This window comes from Corynebacterium sp. CCM 9204 (genome assembly GCF_041357695.1).
Taxonomy (GTDB): Bacteria; Actinomycetota; Actinomycetes; order Mycobacteriales; family Mycobacteriaceae; genus Corynebacterium.
The window spans coordinates 784,337-802,799 of record NZ_JAUERX010000001.1; the positions used below are offsets into that span (position 1 = coordinate 784,337).

Annotated in this window: 14 protein-coding genes; 9 read left to right on the forward strand and 5 right to left on the reverse strand. The window is 59.6% G+C overall.

The features are described from left to right. The first annotated feature begins 31 nt into the window (after positions 1 to 31). The 8 genes from rapZ to secG all read left to right on the forward strand — a co-directional run bounded on the left by rapZ (position 32) and on the right by secG (position 10,104). Positions 32 to 946 carry an RNase adapter RapZ gene (rapZ, locus tag QWU43_RS03485; protein ID WP_370914119.1) on the forward strand — a complete coding sequence of 305 codons (915 nt, stop codon included), beginning with the start codon at positions 32 to 34 and terminating at the stop codon, positions 944 to 946. Positions 947 to 956: 10 nt separating this feature from the next. Next, a complete protein-coding gene (gene yvcK, locus QWU43_RS03490) occupies positions 957 to 1,970 on the forward strand; it encodes a uridine diphosphate-N-acetylglucosamine-binding protein YvcK (protein ID WP_370914120.1) in 1,014 nt (337 codons plus the stop codon). An 80-nt stretch (positions 1,971 to 2,050) separates the two neighbouring features. Then, positions 2,051 to 3,037, forward strand: coding sequence for a DNA-binding protein WhiA (whiA, locus tag QWU43_RS03495; RefSeq protein WP_370917121.1), 987 nt, complete (start codon positions 2,051 to 2,053; stop codon positions 3,035 to 3,037). Positions 3,038 to 3,460: 423 nt separating this feature from the next. Further along, positions 3,461 to 4,465, forward strand: a complete 1,005-nt coding sequence (gene gap, locus QWU43_RS03500) for a type I glyceraldehyde-3-phosphate dehydrogenase (protein ID WP_370914122.1) — start codon at positions 3,461 to 3,463, stop codon at positions 4,463 to 4,465. Between the two features lie 180 nt (positions 4,466 to 4,645). After that, positions 4,646 to 5,860 carry a phosphoglycerate kinase gene (gene pgk, locus QWU43_RS03505; RefSeq protein WP_370914123.1) on the forward strand — a complete coding sequence of 405 codons (1,215 nt, stop codon included), beginning with the start codon at positions 4,646 to 4,648 and terminating at the stop codon, positions 5,858 to 5,860. Positions 5,861 to 5,932: 72 nt separating this feature from the next. Then, positions 5,933 to 6,715 carry a triose-phosphate isomerase gene (gene tpiA, locus QWU43_RS03510; RefSeq protein WP_370914124.1) on the forward strand — a complete coding sequence of 261 codons (783 nt, stop codon included), beginning with the start codon at positions 5,933 to 5,935 and terminating at the stop codon, positions 6,713 to 6,715. A 204-nt stretch (positions 6,716 to 6,919) separates the two neighbouring features. Beyond that, on the forward strand, positions 6,920 to 9,670 hold the full coding sequence (gene ppc, locus QWU43_RS03515) for a phosphoenolpyruvate carboxylase (RefSeq protein WP_370914125.1): 2,751 nt from the start codon (positions 6,920 to 6,922) through the stop codon (positions 9,668 to 9,670). Positions 9,671 to 9,867: 197 nt separating this feature from the next. Further along, complete coding sequence (gene secG / locus QWU43_RS03520; RefSeq protein WP_370914126.1) at positions 9,868 to 10,104, forward strand: preprotein translocase subunit SecG; 237 nt, start codon at positions 9,868 to 9,870, stop codon at positions 10,102 to 10,104. A gap of 156 nt (positions 10,105 to 10,260) precedes the next feature. Here the strand turns inward: secG and pgl are convergent, their stop codons facing one another. The 5 genes from pgl to tkt all read right to left on the reverse strand — a co-directional run bounded on the left by pgl (position 10,261) and on the right by tkt (position 17,068). Beyond that, positions 10,261 to 11,013: a 6-phosphogluconolactonase gene (gene pgl / locus QWU43_RS03525; RefSeq protein WP_370917122.1), complete on the reverse strand. Its 753-nt coding sequence runs from the start codon at positions 11,011 to 11,013 to the stop codon at positions 10,261 to 10,263. A 27-nt stretch (positions 11,014 to 11,040) separates the two neighbouring features. Continuing rightward, positions 11,041 to 12,009, reverse strand: coding sequence for a glucose-6-phosphate dehydrogenase assembly protein OpcA (locus QWU43_RS03530; protein WP_370914128.1), 969 nt, complete (start codon positions 12,007 to 12,009; stop codon positions 11,041 to 11,043). Positions 12,010 to 12,055: 46 nt separating this feature from the next. Next, on the reverse strand, positions 12,056 to 13,612 hold the full coding sequence (gene zwf, locus QWU43_RS03535) for a glucose-6-phosphate dehydrogenase (protein WP_370914129.1): 1,557 nt from the start codon (positions 13,610 to 13,612) through the stop codon (positions 12,056 to 12,058). A gap of 98 nt (positions 13,613 to 13,710) precedes the next feature. Beyond that, complete coding sequence (gene tal, locus QWU43_RS03540) at positions 13,711 to 14,790, reverse strand: transaldolase (RefSeq protein WP_370914130.1); 1,080 nt, start codon at positions 14,788 to 14,790, stop codon at positions 13,711 to 13,713. Positions 14,791 to 14,968: 178 nt separating this feature from the next. Next, positions 14,969 to 17,068 (reverse strand): transketolase, encoded by a 2,100-nt coding sequence (gene tkt / locus QWU43_RS03545; protein ID WP_370917123.1) that lies wholly within the window; start codon positions 17,066 to 17,068, stop codon positions 14,969 to 14,971. Positions 17,069 to 17,508: 440 nt separating this feature from the next. On the opposite strand from tkt, the gene QWU43_RS03550 reads away from it, so the two are divergent. Beyond that, the gene (locus QWU43_RS03550) at positions 17,509 to 18,441 is read left to right on the forward strand and encodes a heme o synthase (protein WP_370914132.1); all 933 of its coding nucleotides are present in this window, start codon (positions 17,509 to 17,511) and stop codon (positions 18,439 to 18,441) included. Positions 18,442 to 18,463 lie beyond the last annotated feature (22 nt).

The window sequence follows — 18,463 nt, forward strand, 5'->3', positions numbered from 1 at the left end:
CTTGTGTGAGTCCCTGGGATAGGATGTGGACATGACAGTCGATTCGCGTGAAGGTTCCTCTGAGCGTTGTCGTGATCACTCGATTGAGAGAGATCCCGTTCTCGTCACCGGAATGTCGGGTGCAGGCCTCAGCTCCGCGGCCCGGGTTCTGGAGGACTTGGGCTGGTACGTGTCGCAGAATCTGCCGGCTGGCCTGATGGTGGAACTCGTCGAACTGTGCCGACGGGATGACTCGCCGGTGGACAAACTCGCGATGGTCACCGATGTCCGGTCGCGGAGTTTCCACGGAGGACTGCAGCAGGTGCTCGGTGAGCTACGCCAGAAGGGGATCAATCCGACGATTCTCTTCATGGATGCGCGAGATGACATGCTCATCCGCCGGTTCGATACCGTGCGTCGTACTCATCCGTTGCAGGGGACAGACACGCTAAGTATCGGTATCGAGAGGGAACGGGAAGCGCTTGCCGGGATCAAGGAGCGCGCGGATGTGGTCATCAACACCTCCGATCTTTCGGTGCACGATCTCCGCCGTGCCATAGAGAGCTCTTTCGCCACGATCGACAATATGCGCCAGCACGTCACAGTACAGTCCTTCGGGTTCAAGAATGGCGCTCCGGCGGACGCAGACCTCGTCGTGGACGTTCGTTTCCTCCCCAACCCCTACTGGGAACCTGAACTCCGTCCGTTCCGTGGTGTCGACAAGCCGGTCAGTGATTATGTCTTGGCGCAGCCGTCCGCCAAGGAATTCATCGACAACTTCGTATCTATGTTCACCACTATGGTCGAGGGATATCGCCGCGAAGGTAAGAGTTTCATCACCGTTGCGGTCGGATGTACCGGGGGACACCATCGGTCGGTCGCGGTGGCCGTTGAGATCGCTCGTCGGCTCGATGGAATAGAGGGCCTGGACATTTCGGTCAATCACCGTGACATCTGTCGTGGCTGAGAGGCGAATGATGAGTGACAGCGCCTGCACGACGTCCCCGGAACTCCGCCGCCTGACTTGTCTTGGTGGAGGTCATGGTCTGTTCCAGACACTGAGGGCGGGACGTCACCTCAATGTTGACGAGATCACTGCAGTCGTGACTGTGGCCGATGACGGTGGTTCATCAGGGCGAATCCGGCAGGAACTCGGGCAGATACCGCCCGGAGATCTGCGAATGGCGCTGGCCGCACTCTCCCGTGACGATGATGAGGGGCGTATGTGGGAGGAAACTCTCCAACACCGTTTTGGTGGTTACGGGGCGCTTGCGGGACATGCAGTGGGAAATCTTCTCATTGCGGGATTGACAGATGTACTCGGAAGCGAGGTAAAGGCGTTGGACGCCGTCGCCACGTTGACCCGTTCGCATGGTCGGGTTCTCCCCATGTGTGAACAGCCGTTGGAGATTGAAGCGGAGGTGGCGGGACTCGGTGATGAGCCGATGGCGGTTCGCCCGGTCCGGGGGCAGGTCGCGGTCGCTTCGACGACCGGCAACGTTCGTCGGGTAAAGCTATTTCCGGAGCGTCCCCGGGCGGGTGTGGATGCGGTTGCCGCGATCAGGTCCGCCGACATGGTCACCCTCGGACCCGGATCATGGTTTAGCTCGGTCATCCCACACATCCTCGTCCCAGACATTGTACGGGCGTTGATCGAGACGGATGCGTGTCGTGTGGTCGTCCTCAATCTAACGGCTGAGCCGGGCGAAACCGCTGGATTCTCCACTGAACGTCACATCCACATGTTGACTCAGCACGCACCGGATCTGCGTGTTGATCAGATCATCATCGATTCGACGATGATCTCCAGTGAAGTGGAGCGCCGCTATCTGGCGCGCGCGGCCGCCACAATCGGCGCAGATGTCGTCTTCGAACCGGTTCGTGCCGGTGATGGTGACGGTGGCTGGGTCAACCGCCATGATCCTGTCAAACTCGCGGAAGCATTTCGCCGAGTTTATGCGCGCCACATGATTGGGGGAAGTCGACGGTAGGATCGACGGGTCGCCCCGAAGTTCCGTCCACCGGACGGGAAACCGATGGGGAATCCAGTGAATGAGGGGAGCCAGGTACCGTGGCGTTGACGACGCGGGTTAAGGAAGAACTGGGACGTGTCGCGATCAAACGCGACGCGCAGCGGACTGCAGAACTCGCTTCTCTGCTCCGCTTCACCGCAGGTATCCAGGTGCTCGGGGACCAGATAGTGGTCGAGGCGGAGGTGGAGTCGATGGAGATCGCACGACGTATCCGGGACTCCATCAGGTATCTCTATGATCGCGAGGCTATCATCCATGCTGTTGGTGTGGAAGGCGCCCGGCGAACCAGACGGTACACCGTGACGGTGTCTGACGGTGCCGGGGAGATTGCCAGGAGAGTGGGACTGGTCTCGCCGTCGGGACACTTTGTCAGGGGGCTGCCGCCCCGGGTCGTGTCCGGCACTGTGTCTGATGCGGAAGCAGCCTGGCGTGGTGCGTTCCTGGCGAACGGTTCACTCACTGAACCCGGAAGGAGTTCGGCGCTCGAGGTCACGTGCCCCTGCCCCGAGGCTGCCCTCGCGCTCGTCGGATGCGCACGGCGTCTGGGTATCACCGCGAAGACGAAGGAAACCCGCGGAACCGAGCGCGTGATCATCCGTGATGGTGCGGCGATCGGTGCGCTCTTAACAAGAATGGGTGCTCAGCGTACGCGTCTGGAATGGGATGAACAGCGCATAAAACGGGAGGTTCGGACCACAGTCAATCGCCTCGCGAACTTTGACGACGCGAACCTGCGTCGATCGGCTCGTGCGGCTGTGGCCGCGGCAGCCAGGGTGGAACGAGCCCTGGAGATCCTCGGGGAGGACGTTCCCGATCATTTGGCGGAAGCCGGACATCTGCGGGTGCAGCACCGCCAGGCGTCCCTGGAGGAGCTGGGGCGGCTCGCCGATCCACAGATGACGAAAGACGCGGTGGCAGGGCGGATCCGGCGCCTGCTCTCGATGGCGGATCGGCGGGCGGTGGAACTCGGGGTTCCCAAGACCACGGACGTTGTCACGGACGGATTGTTCTCGGACGGATCCTGAGCTGTGATCTGGAGCTGACGTGAGTCGGCTCCGTTGGCGCTGGTGTGCCGGACGGCAGCGTTTTACCACGGTGTGACGAACTGCACATTTCTAGCTACCATGTGTTTGATCTGCCCGGCTGGGACGAAAAGATCCCGCTATTCGGGGGTGATAGGCATCTCGGAATCCTGGTTGATGCAGGCAGGGGGTTTTCGGTACCAAAATTCACCGTCCGTGCGGTGTGGGATTTCAAAAGTCGGCCGAGAGTGTTCTGTCCGTTCGGATGCCCGTATATGTCTATTTCTGGTTCGACTGTGCCCGGTTTCACTGCGCGCTTCGGCGGACGCCGGTAGAGTGAGAGCCATCAGGGATGAACGCTTGAACTGCCCGGTTTGGGGTCATCCCGATGGATCAAAAGTTCCAACAGGACATAAGGAGATCACAGTGACGGTTCGTGTAGGCATCAACGGCTTCGGTCGCATCGGACGCAACTACTTCCGCGCAATTCTCGAGCGCGGCGCCGACATCGAGGTTGTTGCAGTCAACGACCTGACCGACAATAAGACCCTGGCGCACCTGCTCAAGTTCGACTCCATCCTCGGTCGTCTCGGCCAGGACGTCGACTACGACGATGAGTCGATCATTGTCGGTGGTAAGCGCATCCTCGTCACCGCAGAGCGGGACCCGAAGAACCTCGGCTGGGGCGAGAACAATGTCGACATCGTCATCGAGTCGACCGGTTTCTTCACTGACGCCAACGCAGCGAAGGCCCACATCGAAGCGGGAGCGAAGAAGGTCATCATCTCCGCTCCCGCAAAGAATGAGGACGCTACCTTCGTTGTCGGTGTCAACCACACCGATTACGATCCCGAGAAGCACGAGATCATCTCGAACGCTTCCTGCACCACCAACTGCCTGGCTCCGATGGCAAAGGTGCTGGATGATGCCTTCGGTATTGAGCGTGGCCTGATGACCACGATCCACGCCTATACCGGTGACCAGCGTCTGCAGGATGCGCCGCACAGTGACCTCCGCCGTGCACGTGCCGCAGCCGTCAACATCGTTCCCACCTCAACGGGCGCAGCCAAGGCTGTCGCTCTGGTCCTCCCGCAGCTCAAGGGTAAGCTCGATGGTTTCGCGATGCGTGTCCCGGTCCCGACCGGTTCCTGCACGGACCTCACTTTCACAGCTTCGAAGGAAGTTTCTGTGGATGAGGTTAACGCCGCCATCAAGAAGGCTGCTGAAGGTGAAATGAAGGGCATCCTCGCCTACTCCGAGGAGCCCTTGGTCTCCACCGACATCGTCACCGACCCGCATGCCTCTATCTTTGACTCCGGCATGACCCGCGTCATCGGTGACCAGGTCAAGGTCGTCTCCTGGTACGACAATGAGTGGGGTTATTCCAACCAGCTCGTTACCCTGACCGAATACGTCGGCGAGCGCCTCTAGTCCGGAGCGGAAACTTCCGCTGTCCGGGCTGACGCCCTGAATACGCTAGCGGCCCGGGATGTGCACCTTCTTTCAGTGGTGCCCCCGGGCCGTTCGCGCACGCGGCATCCGGTACCGGCACCGTTCCCTGACCGCACCACAACAAACACTCAGACTCAACCTGAACCTCAAGGAGAATCAATGACCGTCAAGAACCTCAATGATCTGCTCAACGAAGGCGTGGAAGGCCGTTACGTTCTCGTCCGTTCGGACTTCAATGTTCCACTGGACGAGAACCGTGTGATCACTGACTCCGGTCGCATCACCGCGTCACTGCCGACGCTCAAGAAGCTTGTGGACGCGGGTGCCAAGGTCATTGTTATGGCCCACCTCGGTCGTCCGAAAGGTGAAGTCAACGAGAAGTACTCCCTCGCGCCGGTCGCTGAAGCTCTCTCTGAGGAACTCGGTCAGTACGTGGCACTCGCCGGTGACGTTGTTGGTGAAGACGCCCATGAGCGTGCCAACGGATTGACTGAGGGCGATGTTCTCCTGCTCGAGAACGTTCGTTTCGACCCCCGTGAAACGAGCAAGGATGCCGGGGAACGTGGTGCATTCGCTGACCAGCTCGTCGCCTTAACGGGTGAGAACGGTGCTTTCGTATCAGATGGATTCGGTGTTGTTCACCGTGCGCAGGCTTCCGTTTATGACGTAGCACAGCGGCTCCCGCACTATGCAGGACAGCTTGTCGAGAAAGAAATCAAGGTTCTCGGTGAGGTTGCGGCTAATCCGGCGAAGCCCTATGTTGTCGTTCTCGGAGGATCCAAGGTCTCCGACAAGCTCGGCGTCATTGAAGCCCTCGCCCCTAAGACGGATGCCCTGATCATTGGTGGCGGGATGTGCTACACCTTCCTCGCAGCCAAGGGGCACAACGTACAGCAGTCCCTCCTCCAGGAGGAGATGATCGACACCTGTCGTGATCTGTTGGACCGATTCGGGGATTCTATCGTGCTGCCCATCGATATCGTTGCCGCAGAGAAATTCGACAAGGACGCCGAGAAGCAGATCGTCGATGTCGCTGAGATTCCGGAGGGATGGATGGGACTGGACATGGGGCCGAAATCGGTTGAGCTGTTCGCTGCGAGGCTCGCGGACGCCAAGACGATTTTCTGGAATGGTCCGATGGGGGTCTTTGAGTTCCCGGCCTTCGCCGAAGGCACGAAGGGAGTCGCACAGGCGATGATTTCCGCGACCGAGAACGGTGCATTCTCAGTCGTCGGAGGCGGCGACTCTGCAGCTTCCGTCCGGACCCTCGGCCTCGATGAGAACGGTTTCAGTCACATCTCCACCGGAGGTGGGGCATCACTCGAGTTCCTCGAAGGCAAGACCCTGCCGGGCGTCAACGTCCTGGAGAGCTGACTCAACATTCACGCCGTCCGAGCTGGCGGCGAGAACGTCACCCGATAAACCACCACTAAGAAAGGTCCGAAGATGGCACGTACCCCCCTCATCGCCGGCAACTGGAAGATGAATCTCAACCACCTGGAGGCCATCGGCGTCGTCCAAAAACTCGCTTTCGCGCTCCCCAAGGACTACTACGACAAAGTCGATGTAGCGCTGACGGTTCCGTTCACGGACATCCGTTCCGTGCAGACCCTCGTAGACGGTGACAAACTCCGGATCACCTATGGTGCACAGGATGTGTCCCGGCACGAATCCGGTGCATACACCGGAGAGGTCTCCGCGGAGATGCTCGCCAAACTTGGTTGTTCCTGGGTCGTTGTCGGCCATTCGGAACGGCGTGAGTACCACGGAGAATCCGATGAGCTCGTCGCAGCCAAGGCCGCGACCGCGCTGAAACACGGGATCAGTCCCATTGTGTGTGTTGGCGAGCCACTGGAGGTCCGTGAAGCCGGGAAGCACGTTGACTACGTTGTCGCACAGACCCGTGCGTCCCTCGACGGCCTAGACTCTGAGCAGCTCGCGAAGACTGTTGTCGCCTACGAACCCGTCTGGGCGATCGGGACCGGCAAGGTAGCCAGTGCTGATGACGCCCAGGAAGTGTGTGCCGCTATTCGTGCCACCATCCGTGAACTCGCTGACGATGAAGTCGCTGACGGAATGAGGATCCTCTACGGTGGATCAGTGAAGGCGGACTCCGTCGCTGAGATCGTTGGGAAGCCTGACGTTGATGGTGGTCTCGTTGGTGGGGCTTCACTCAACGGTGAAGATTTCGCCAAGCTTGTCGCCAACGCCGCAAGCCCGGCGGCCTGACATCATCGATAGTTCGGGCGAACCCGAGCTATCACCCCGCGTGCCCGGCGTCATCCACGCGACCGACACCGTGATCACCGGTTTCGGTTCCGTCGAGATGGCGCCGGGCTTCGTGCTGTCCATATCACCCAGCAGAACCCGTTACCGTACCGGCGCCCGGCTTCATCCACCGGCTCCACCGGCAGACTGATAAGGAAAAATACCGTGCAAGAACAACTTCGCGAGGACATCCGGCATCTCGGGCGCATTCTCGGGAACGTCATCCGTGAGCAAGAGGGTGACGCCATCTTTGACCTTGTAGAAGGCGCCCGGCGTGCGTCATTCGCCGTGGTGAAGGGGGAGCGGACCCTCGACGATCTCGTCGCGATGTTCCGGGACCGCGACACCGACACGATGATCAAGGTCGTTCGTGCTTTCTCGCATTTTGCACTTCTTGTCAACCTCGTCGAAGACCTCAACGACGAGAACACCCGGCAAGCTGTACTCGATGGTGGTGCGCCCGCACCCGATTCGACGCTGGAAGCCACCTGGGTCAAGCTAAAGGAAGCGAACATCAGCGCAGAGGCGGTCGCTGAAGCGATTGCCACAGCCGAGGTTGCTCCGGTTCTTACGGCGCATCCCACGGAAACGCGGCGGCGAACCGTGTTCGATGTCCAGAAGCACATTACTGCGTTGATGCAGGAGCGGCACGACATCGCATCTCGCCCCCGGAATGTCCGCACCGAGGCGCGCAAGGTCGAGATCGATCGTGCGATCCAACGACGGATCACGATTCTCTGGCAGACTGCGTTGATCAGGGTCGTCCGCCCTCGGATCGAGGATGAGATCGAGGTCGGACTCAGGTACTACAAACTGAGTCTGCTCCGCCAGATCCCCGACATCAACCACGATGTTCATCATGAACTGCGGCAGAGATACGGAAACGCCATCCCGGCGACAGCCGTGGTCAAGCCAGGTTCCTGGATCGGCGGTGATCACGACGGAAACCCGTACGTCACCGCGAAAACCCTCCGTTATGCAACGACCCGTGCCGCACAGACGGTTCTGAAGTTCTACGCGACGCAACTCCACAAGCTCGAGCACGAACTGTCGCTCTCGGACCGTCTGTCTGAAGTCAGTCAAGACCTCATTGCGCTGGCTGATCGTGGACACAATGACATACCCAGCAGGGTCGATGAGCCCTACCGACGGGCGGTACACGGTATCCGCGGCCGCATTGCCGCGACACAGGCGAAGCTCATCGGTGCCGACTCGATCGAAGGTACCTGGTACCAGGTGCATGCACCCTACGAGAATCCGGAGGAGTTCGCGGCGGAGCTGGATGTCATTGACTCAGCCCTCCGAGATTCCTACGACGGACTCATCGCGGACGACCGCCTCGCACGGATACGCTCGGCTGTCGAGAGCTTCGGATTCCATCTTTATTCGCTGGATCTTCGGCAGAATTCCGAGTCCTTTGAGAACGTACTCACTGAGGTGTTCTCTCGTGCCGGTGTCACCGGGGATTACGGTTCCCTCGATGAGAACTCCAAGCGGGAGCTCCTCATTTCCGAACTTTGTTGCCCAAGGCCTCTTATTCCACCCCATCCGCAGAACTTCAGTGAAGAGACACAACGGGAGCTCGACATCATTGCTGCGGCCGCTGATGCCGTCGCGAAATTCGGGGAGCGGATGGTTCCGCACTGCATTATATCGATGGCCCAGTCGGTCACGGATATCCTCGAACCGATGGTCCTTCTCAAGGAATTCGGACTCATCCGGATCGAGGATGGTCTGCTTCGGGGAACCGTTGATATTATCCCGTTGTTCGAGACCATCGAGGACCTCCAGGCAGGTGCCTCGATCCTCCAGGATATCTGGGGTGTGTCCTTGTACAGGTCCTATGTGAATCAGCGTGGCGGGATACAGGAGGTCATGCTCGGATACTCCGACTCGAACAAAGATGGCGGCTATTTTGCTGCCAACTGGGCGCTCTATGATGCAGAACTCGACATAGTCGAGGCCTGCCGTCGTAACCAGATTCGACTCCGGTTCTTCCACGGCAGGGGTGGAACAGTGGGCCGCGGTGGTGGCCCCAGCTACGATGCCATTCTCGCGCAACCTGATGGTGCCGTCTCCGGGTCTGTCCGAATCACCGAGCAGGGAGAGATTATCTCCGCGAAGTACGGCCATCCGATCACGGCCAGGAGAAATCTTGAAGCGTTGGTGTCCGCGACACTCGAAGCTTCGCTCCTCCCGGTCGATCATCTCGCGGACCCAGGTCGTGCACATGAGATCATGCGGGAGATTGCTGCACTTTCCCGACGGAAGTACTCGCAGCTCGTCCACGAGGATCCCGGCTTCATCGAGTATTTCACCACTTCGACACCGCTTCAGGAGATCGGGGCACTGAATATCGGATCCAGACCTTCAGCCAGGAAGCAGACATCGTCAATAGATGATCTCCGGGCGATCCCGTGGGTGCTGGCATGGTCACAGTCCCGTGTGATGTTGCCCGGCTGGTTCGGTGTGGGGACCGCGCTCCGGGAGTGGATCGGTGAGGATCCGCAACGACTAGCGGAGATACGGCAACTTTACCGTGACTGGCCGTTCTTCACCTCGGTGATGTCGAATATGGCGCAGGTGATAGCCAAAGCCGAAATGCCGCTCATGAAGCTCTATTCCACACTGGTGAAGGACCGGAAGGTAGCTGAGCGGATCTCCGGGACAATAGCTGCGGAATACGATCTGACAATCGACATGTTTCTGACGGTGACTGGCGCAGACCGTCTGTTAGCAGACAATCCGACACTCGAACGCTCGGTTCGGAGCAGGTACCCGTATCTTCTGCCGCTCAATGTCATCCAACTTGAGCTGCTCCGACGTTACCGCGCGGGCGAAAGTGATGCAGGTGTACCAGAAGGTATCCAGTTGACCATGAATGGACTCGCCACTGCTCTTCGTAACTCGGGATAACCGTGAACTACGCTACTGTCCGGAACCCGGATACCTAGCTGCGCTCCGGATTAGCGGTGCGACCACCATCTTGTCGGTTGCACCGTGTAAGGTGGTAGCGGAAAGCCGTTGATACGGCGATGCCCCCGGCCGAGAGCCTTCGAAGAAATCCAGCCGGGACCTACACGTTTCTCCACAATCTAAGGATCCACGTTTCCATGGTGCTTACGCTTCAGATCGTTCTCTTTCTTTCCTGTTTAGGCATGACCATGTTCGTGTTGCTGCACAAAGGTAAGGGCGGCGGTCTTTCGAGCCTCTTCGGTGGAGGAGTTCAGTCGAATCTCTCCGGCTCCACAGTCGTGGAGAAGAACCTCGATCGGGTGACCATCATCTGTGCGGTGATCTGGATTGTCTGTATCGTCGGGCTCAACCTCATTCACGCCTACGTGAGCTGACGTATTATCCGGAAAGCAAGCAAAAGAGAACCGCAGGAACGCTCTCCCGTCTAGAGAGCGTTCCTGCGGTTCTCTTTTGCTTGCACCCGGGCACTGGCCGATGAGCATCTTCACCGCACACGACGCCGCCCGGGCGTCGCTCACCGTGGTCGCAGATCAGCAGGCTGCTGAATCATCGAGGAAGAGAATCGTTTCGGTGCGCCCCCGGACCCCGGCAGCAGGCCAATCCTCGGCTGCAGCACCGGACCTGACAGCTTTAGCGGCCTCCTTCTTCTCTTCTCCTGCTACGAGCAGCCATACCCGCTCCGCACGGTTGACGGCGGGGAGTGTTAGTGTGACCCGTTCTGCAGGAGGCTTCGGGGAATTGATGACCGGGGTGACCAGGCGTTCGGTTTCCTCTACCGCAGGACTGTGCGGGAAAATAGAGTTGATGTGGCCTTCTCCACCCATGCCGAGGAGATGGAGATCAAAGCCACGGGGGGCGAATACCGACAGATCGCGTTCGAGGTTCTCGGCGGCGACTGACAGGTCGATCTCCCCGAGTCCGTACCCGTGAATATTACCGTCTGGGATGTCCACGTGGTCGAGGAGCGCGGCACGTGCCTGGCCTTCATTTGATTCAGGATCCGTTACATCGACATTGCGTTCATCGCCGAAGAAGACGTGGATGCGTGACCAGTCGATGTGTAGCACCGGAAAGTCCTGACTCATTGTTCTAGCGGTCGCGTCGAACTCAGCAAGCCGGTTGAGCAGACCAATTCCGGCGCCACCACCGGTGAGGACGATGCGGGCGATTCCGTCACCGTGCAGACCTCCGGTCGCTTGGGCTGAGGCAATGACTTGAGTCATGCGTGTTGCGGTGGTGTCGATGAGGGCAGTGAGGTCAGCGACGCGGATGATTTCGACCATGCGGATTCCTAACGTGGGTGGTTTCGATCAGTCGGTGAAAGCGTCAACGTAATGGACGCGGTTCAGTCCGCGTAATGCTCGGGCGTATGCGAGATCAGGGTCGAGGTGGCGGAGTTCCTCGGCCAGGCAGTCTGCCTGGCTACGGCGGCCGAGGGCCACGAGACCGTAAGGTTCACCGTCGACCGTGACTTCTAGTGTTTCAGCATCGCGAACTTCCACGGTGATGGTGGACCGACTTCGGAAGAGGACAACACGGGTGATGGCAATGCATTCACGGCCATCGGCGTCCACGGGAATGGCATCCTGTCCCGTCGAATGGCGAACAATGTTGATACCGAATCTGTCAGCGAGCCAGCCTGCGGCGAGATCGACGCTGGGGGAGTCGGCCGGCCCGTGGATTTCAGCATCAAGGATCCCCTCGTGGGGTGGCTGGTCGAGAGTGGATGCGACGATACCCCGCCACTGGGTGATCCGGGACCACGCCATGTCTGAGTCACCGGGACTGTAGTGGTTTCGGCGTCGATAGATGGAGTCCTCGGGTGGGTCGTAGAGCGCATCAGTGATTCGACGCGCGGCGATGTCGCCGATCGGGTCGGCGGAGGGATTGACGGGTGCCGTTCCCGGCCACCACGCGACGATGGGGGTATCGGGTAGCAGGAGCGGAGTTACGACTGCCTCAACATGGTTGGCGACTTCTCCATTGAGACGCATGAGGATGATCTCGGATGCACCGGCGTCACCACCAATTCTGATCTCGGCGTCGACCGTGGATTTTTCGGCCGAGGGATCCCCGATCACCATGACGAGAACCCGCGAGGGATGTTCACGGGATGCATCGTTCGTGGCCTTTATGAGACATTCGATGTCATCGTCGGCGTCGGCGACAACGATGAGGGTGAGTACCCGTCCTGTGGTGACCTGTGCGCCCGATTCGCGGATTGACACCAGTTCGGCGGCGATCTCCCGGGTGTCGGTGTCGGGCAGTTTGAAGATCATGGGAGCCTTTCGACTTGCAACGGCATGATTGGATGAACGAGGGGGATCAGGGCCGACGCCAGGTTCGATCCTCGCGGGCGAGCATTTTTTCCGCGGACAAAGGACCCCAGGTACCCGCCTCATAGTCTTCCGGATGGCCGTGTTGTTTCCAGAAGTTGAGGATCGGGTCGAGTATCCGCCAGGAAAGTTCCACCTCCTCGTTGGTGGGGAACAGACTCGACTCGTCCAACAGAGCATCGAGAATGAGACGCTCATAGGCTTCGGGAGATTCTTCCGTGAATGCCTCCGAATAGGAGAAGTCCATGTTGACGTCCCTGACCTCCATCGTGGATCCGGGTACCTTAGACCCGAAACGCATGAGTACTCCCTCATCAGGTTGGACACGAATGACGACGGCATTTTGACCGAGGGCTGATGTCATGACGTCACCGAAAGGAAGATGAGGGGCGGGTTTGAAGATCAGGGCGATTTCCGTCACTCGCCGTCCGAGGCGCTTACCGGTGCGGAGGTAGAAGGGTACACCGGCCCAACGTCGTGAATTGATCTCCAAAGTGCAGGCCGCGTAGGTCTCGGTGTCGGAGTCCTGCGAAAAGCCCTCTTCCTCTCGGAGTCCGGGAACTCTGGTCGAACCCTGCCAACCTGCGGTGTACTGACCCCGGGCAGTGGTTTTAGCCAGTGGTTGAACCGGTGCAGTAGCGCGGAGAACCTTGATTTTCTCAGCCTGGAGTTCCGACGGAGTGAAATCCACCGGCTCCTCCATCGCGGTCAGGGCGAGAAGTTGGAGGAGGTGGTTCTGGATGACGTCTCGGGCGGCACCGATTCCGTCATAGTAGCCTGCACGGCCTCCAAGTCCGATATCTTCGGCCATGGTGATCTGGACGTGGTCGATGTAGTGACTGTTCCAGAGGGGATCGAAGAGTTGGTTGGCGAACCGCAGAGCCATGATGTTCTGGACAGTTTCTTTACCCAGGTAATGATCGATACGGAATACGGAGTCCTCCGGGAACACTGCATTAACCACGCGGTTGAGTTCATGCGCGGACTCCTGGTCGTGGCCGAAGGGTTTCTCGATGATAACCCGGCGCCAGGAATTATCCGGGGCCTTCGCCATACCCGATCTCTTCAACTGGTTGCAGACATCCGAGAAATAATCTGGTGGGACAGACAGATAGAAGCCCCAGTTACCAGCGGTCCCCCGAGTCCGGTCAAGTGTCTCGAGTTTTGCTCCGAGTTTGTCGAAGGCCTCGTCGTCACGGAAACTACCCTGAACGAATTCCATTCCCTCGGCAAGCCGTTCCCATACACTCGATCGGACCTCGGTACGGGCGCTTGCGATGACGGCGTCATGGACGTAGGCCTCGAAGTCCTGCTTCGACCAGTCGCGCCGACCGTAACCGACGAGAGCGAATCCTGCGGGGAGGAGGCCGCGATTGGCCAGGTCGTAGATGGCCGGGAGCAGCTTCTTACGGGCCAGGTCACCGGTGACCCCGAAAATGACCATGCCGCATGGTCCGGCGATCCGGGGCAGGCGCTTGTCCTGGCGGTCTCGCAGAGGGTTGAACCAGGGCGCGTTATCGGGGACGCCGGTCAGAGTATTACTCACGGTTATGTCTGCCTGCTTCGTCTTTGGATGGGATCCGCCGTGGACGTCGTTGGCTCGACGGCGGGAGGTAGGGCGGAAGGTACTGTCTACTACGCGCTTCAGAGGCGCTGCCTCATGGATTCGAGAAGTTCATTCCAACTCTGCTCGAATTTCTCGACACCCTCACGTTCGAGCACGGCAAAAACATCGGCGAGGTCGATTCCGACTGCTTCAACAGCCGAAAGGAGTTCCCGGGAGTCATTGGCACGGTCCGTGAGGGTGTCGCCGTGCAGGCCGCCCTGCTCCAGAACTGCGTCGATCGTCGGCTCTGGCATGGTGTTCACGGTCTGCGGTCCTGCGATCTCCGTCACATATAGAGTATCCGGGTAAGCGGGGTTTTTGACGCCTGTCGACGCCCAGAGTGGACGCTGTACGGTCGCGCCCTGCGGCAGATCAGTATCGGCGAAGGAGGTCCGGAACAGATCGTAGGCGAGGCGTGTGTTGGCGATTCCCGCCTTACCGCGGAGGGAAAGAGCTTCGTCAGTACCGATCTCTTCCAGTCTGCGGTCGACTTCGACGTCAAGGCGGGAGACGAAGAGGGAAGCGACCGACTGGATTTTGGAGACGTCGTGGCCGTTTTCTGCGGCAGCCCGGATTCCAGCGATATATGCCTCGATGACCTCGCGATATCGCTCGCAAGAGAAGATTAAAGTGACGTTGACACTGATACCTTCGGAGAGAGCCTGCGTGATCGCGGGGAGGGAACCGGGGGTCGCTGGAATCTTGATTAGGAGATTCGGTCGTTCTACGCGTTCCCACAGTTCACGAGCCTGGATGATCGTGGCTTCTGCGTCATCGGAGAGTCGAGGATCCACCTCAATGGAGACTCGACCGTCTACCCCTCCGGTTCGTTCGAAGGTCTCCCGGAACACGTCGCAGGCACGACGGACATCGTCAACCGCCATCGCGTAGACCGCGGTGTCGGCGTCGACGCCTTCTGACTTCAAGGCTGCGATCTGTTCGTCGTAGGCGGTACCCCGGGTCATTGCGGTAGCGAAGATGGCGGGGTTGGTGGTCACTCCGACGATGGATTTAGATGCGACGATCTCCTCGAGGTTGCCGCTGTCGAGGCGGTCTCGGGAGAGGTCATCGAGCCAGGTTGCGGTACCGATCTCGGCGAGTTCATCGATGTGGGTCATGGTGGCGGCTCCTAGTAAGGACAGGGGGAATCGTCTGTTCCCTCGGCTTCGAGAGACGAGGGTAGTCGTGTTTCCGTGGTGATGCAGCGTTCGACTGCATCTGTGACACCGATCCGGGCCACCCCGATCACCGTTGGCGGTGTCAGGGATGGCCCGGCCGGAATGATTGTCCCGGATGTTAGATGGCGGCGGAGAGGGATTCGTGGGCGGCAGCAACAACCGCTTCGGTTGTGATACCGAACTCTGTGAAAAGCTTCTCGTAAGGCGCGGAGGCACCGAAGTGCTCCAACGACACCGGACGCCCAGCGGTGCCGAGCCAGCGGTACCACGGCATCGCGACACCGGCTTCGACGGACACCCTTGCAGTCACAGTCGACGGGAGTACGGACTCGATGTAATCGGAGTCTTGCTCCGCGAACCAGTCCATGCAAGGAACGGAGACGACACGGGCCGAGACTCCCTCGTTCTCGAGGACCCTGGCAGCGTCGACCGCGAGCTGTACCTCAGAGCCGGATCCCATGAGAATGACATCGGGGAGCGCCTTCGATCCTTCAACCAGAATGTAGGCACCACGGGCGACACCTTCATCAGCCTTCTCCGCCGTACCTTCGAGGACGGGAACGTTCTGGCGGGTGAGTGCCAGTCCCTTAGGGCCTTCACGGTAGAGCAGGGAGTGTTTCCAGGCTGCAGAGGTCTCATTGGCATCGGCGGGCCGCAGCATGGAGAAGTTCGGGATCGCACGGAGACTCGCGAGCTGTTCGATCGGCTGATGGGTCGGGCCATCCTCGCCGAGGCCGATGGAGTCGTGAGTCCATACGTAGTAGGCATCAGTGCCCATGAGGGCGGCAAGACGGACAGCGGGGCGCATGTACTCGGAGAAGATCAGGAAAGTTCCACCATAGGGGCGGGTACCACCGTGAAGAGCGATCCCGTTCATTATGGACCCCATCGCGTGTTCGCGGATACCGAAATGGAGATTCCTTCCGTAAGGCTCCGCAGTCCAGGTGTCGGTGGTGATGTGCTCCGGTCCGAAGGACGGTGCCCCCTTGATCACAGTGTTGTTGGATCCGGCTAGATCCGCGGAACCGCCCCACAGCTCGGGAAGTGATGCTCCGAGAACCTGGAGTACCGCTTCAGAGGCTTTCCGGGTTGCAACACCCTTGGCATCCGGTTCCCAGGTGGGCAGATCATCAGCCCACCCCTCGGGAAGTTCACGAGCGGCGAGCCGTTCGAAGAGTTTCTTGCGTTCGGGGTTCGCTGTCGCCCACGCCTCGAACTTTTCATTCCATGTTCGGGTCTTCTCCGCACCGCGTTCGGTGAGGGAACGGGTGTGTGCGAGAACTTCCTCATCGATGTGGAAGGACACCTCTGGGTCAAAGCCGAGGACCTTCTTGGTTGCAGCGACCTCGTCATCACCCAGGGCTGCTCCGTGCACGGCCCCGGTGTTCATCATGGTCGGGGCCGGATATCCGATGATCGTACGGACACGGATGAAGGAGGGACGACTGGTGTCTGCCTTGGCTTTCTCGATGGCAGCCTCCAGAGCCACCACGTCCTCACCGGACTCGACCTCGAGGGTCTGCCAGCCGTAGGCGGCGTACCTGGCGACGGTGTCCTCCGTGAAGGCGATCTGGGTGTCATCCTCAATCGAGATCCGGTTGTCGTCCCAGAACACGATGAGGTTACCGAGGGCCTGGGTTCCCGCGAGGGAACTCGCTTCGCTGGTAACGCCCTCCTCAATGTCCCCGTCCGAGGCGATGCAGAAAATGTGGTGGTCGAAGGGGGACTCTCCGGCGGCTGCTTCCGGGTCGAAGAGGCCACGTTCACGACGGGCCGCCATCGCCATACCGACCGCAGAGGCGAGCCCCTGGCCGAGAGGACCGGTGGTGATCTCTACACCGGCTGTGTGTCGGTACTCGGGATGCCCGGGGGTCTTGGCTCCCCAGGTTCGAAGTGCCTCAAGGTCCGCCATCTCGAGGCCGAAACCCCCGAGGAAGAGCTGGACGTACTGGGTCAGGGAGGAATGACCGCAGGAGAGAACGAAACGGTCGCGGCCCGCCCAGTTCGGAAGATCAGGGTTGACGTTCATGGCCCGCTGGTAGAGGGTGTATGCCAGCGGTGCGAGACTCATTGCGGTGCCGGGATGTCCGGAACCGCAATTCTGCACCGCATCAGCAGCCAGAACCCGTGCCGTATCGACGGCGCGGGTGTCTAGGTCGCTCCAATCCGCAGGGTAATTGTGGCGAATGGATTCCTTCAGTTCATCAGACAGGGTCACGGTCCGGGTCCTCGTTTCATTCGGGTCGCCAGAAGGACTGGCTGGGATCATTAACCACGGAGTCGCCCGCGGTAATCAACAGAACCAGCTTAACGGCTCAGCCGTACTTGTGCTCCAGTGCCCCGCGGGGTCCGGTGGGTCAACGGAAAATTCCCGGAGAATTTGTCGTATTCGACCGGGGGTGTCCCCAGCCCGTGGGGGTGCACTGTTCCGACTGGGAAGCGGGGTCGAAGGGAGATAAGATCAAACGGGTGTGTACCCTCTATTTATTGTCGAGGGTACGCAGCCACGTCCGTGGTGGGTTCATCCTTTCCGTGTGTGCCGCCCCTGGTGCTGCCGCGGGAAGATCCGGTGTCAACCAGGTGTCGTTCCCCGATGAGACACCGCGAAGCCCGTGACCCGCTGACGCTTCGACCCGACATCTGCTGGAGGAATGGTCCTTGGAGACGATAAAGGCGTACCTCGCGCTGACGAAACCAAGAGTCATCGAGTTGCTCCTGGTCGCGACAATCCCTGCGATGCTCCAGGCGGATCGTGGTGAGAACCACGTGGGGTTGATTCTGCTGACCGTCATTGGTGGCTGGATGGGAGCCGCTGCGGCGAACACCTTCAACATGGTCGCAGACAGTGACATCGACAAGGTTATGAAGCGGACTGAGCGTCGTCCACTGGCGAAGATGGTTGTGACCAATCGAAATGCGACAGTGTTCGCATGGACGCTCACCGTGGTCAGTTTCTTCTGGCTGTGGCTGCTCTGCCGTTCACTTCTCGCAGCGCTCTTCGTGATGGCGACGATTGCGTTCTACATCTTTATCTATACGAAATGGTTGAAGCGTCGGACACCGCAGAACGTCGTGTGGGGTGGTGCGGCCGGGTGCATGCCGGTTGTTGTCGGATGGGCCGTGATTACCGATAATCTACCTGCGGGAATTCCACCACAGTGGTGGCAGGCGGTCGTGCTCTTCCTAATCATCTTCTTCTGGACTCCTCCTCACACTTGGGCGCTCGCGATGCGCTACAAGGAAGATTATCGGGCTGCCGGCGTGCCCATGATGCCGGTTGTGCGCACTGAGGTTGAGGTGACCCGCCAGATCGTCCTATACACCTGGGCCACAGTCATCACGACCCTGCTCCTCGTTCCGGCGGCTGGGTTCATCTACGCCGCTGTAGCGGTGGTCGCAGGGGTCTGGTTCATTGTGATGGCACACCTCCTGCACCGAGGTGTCGTTCGCGGTGTGGAGGTCAAGCCACTGAAACTCTTCATTCTCTCGAACAACTACCTCGCGGCAGTGTTCGTGGCACTGTCAATCGACGCATTCTTCGGTCTCGAGACCGTGGGGGAGATGATTGGTATCTCCACGACATTCTTCTGATATCTGGTGCCCCGGAAGAAGG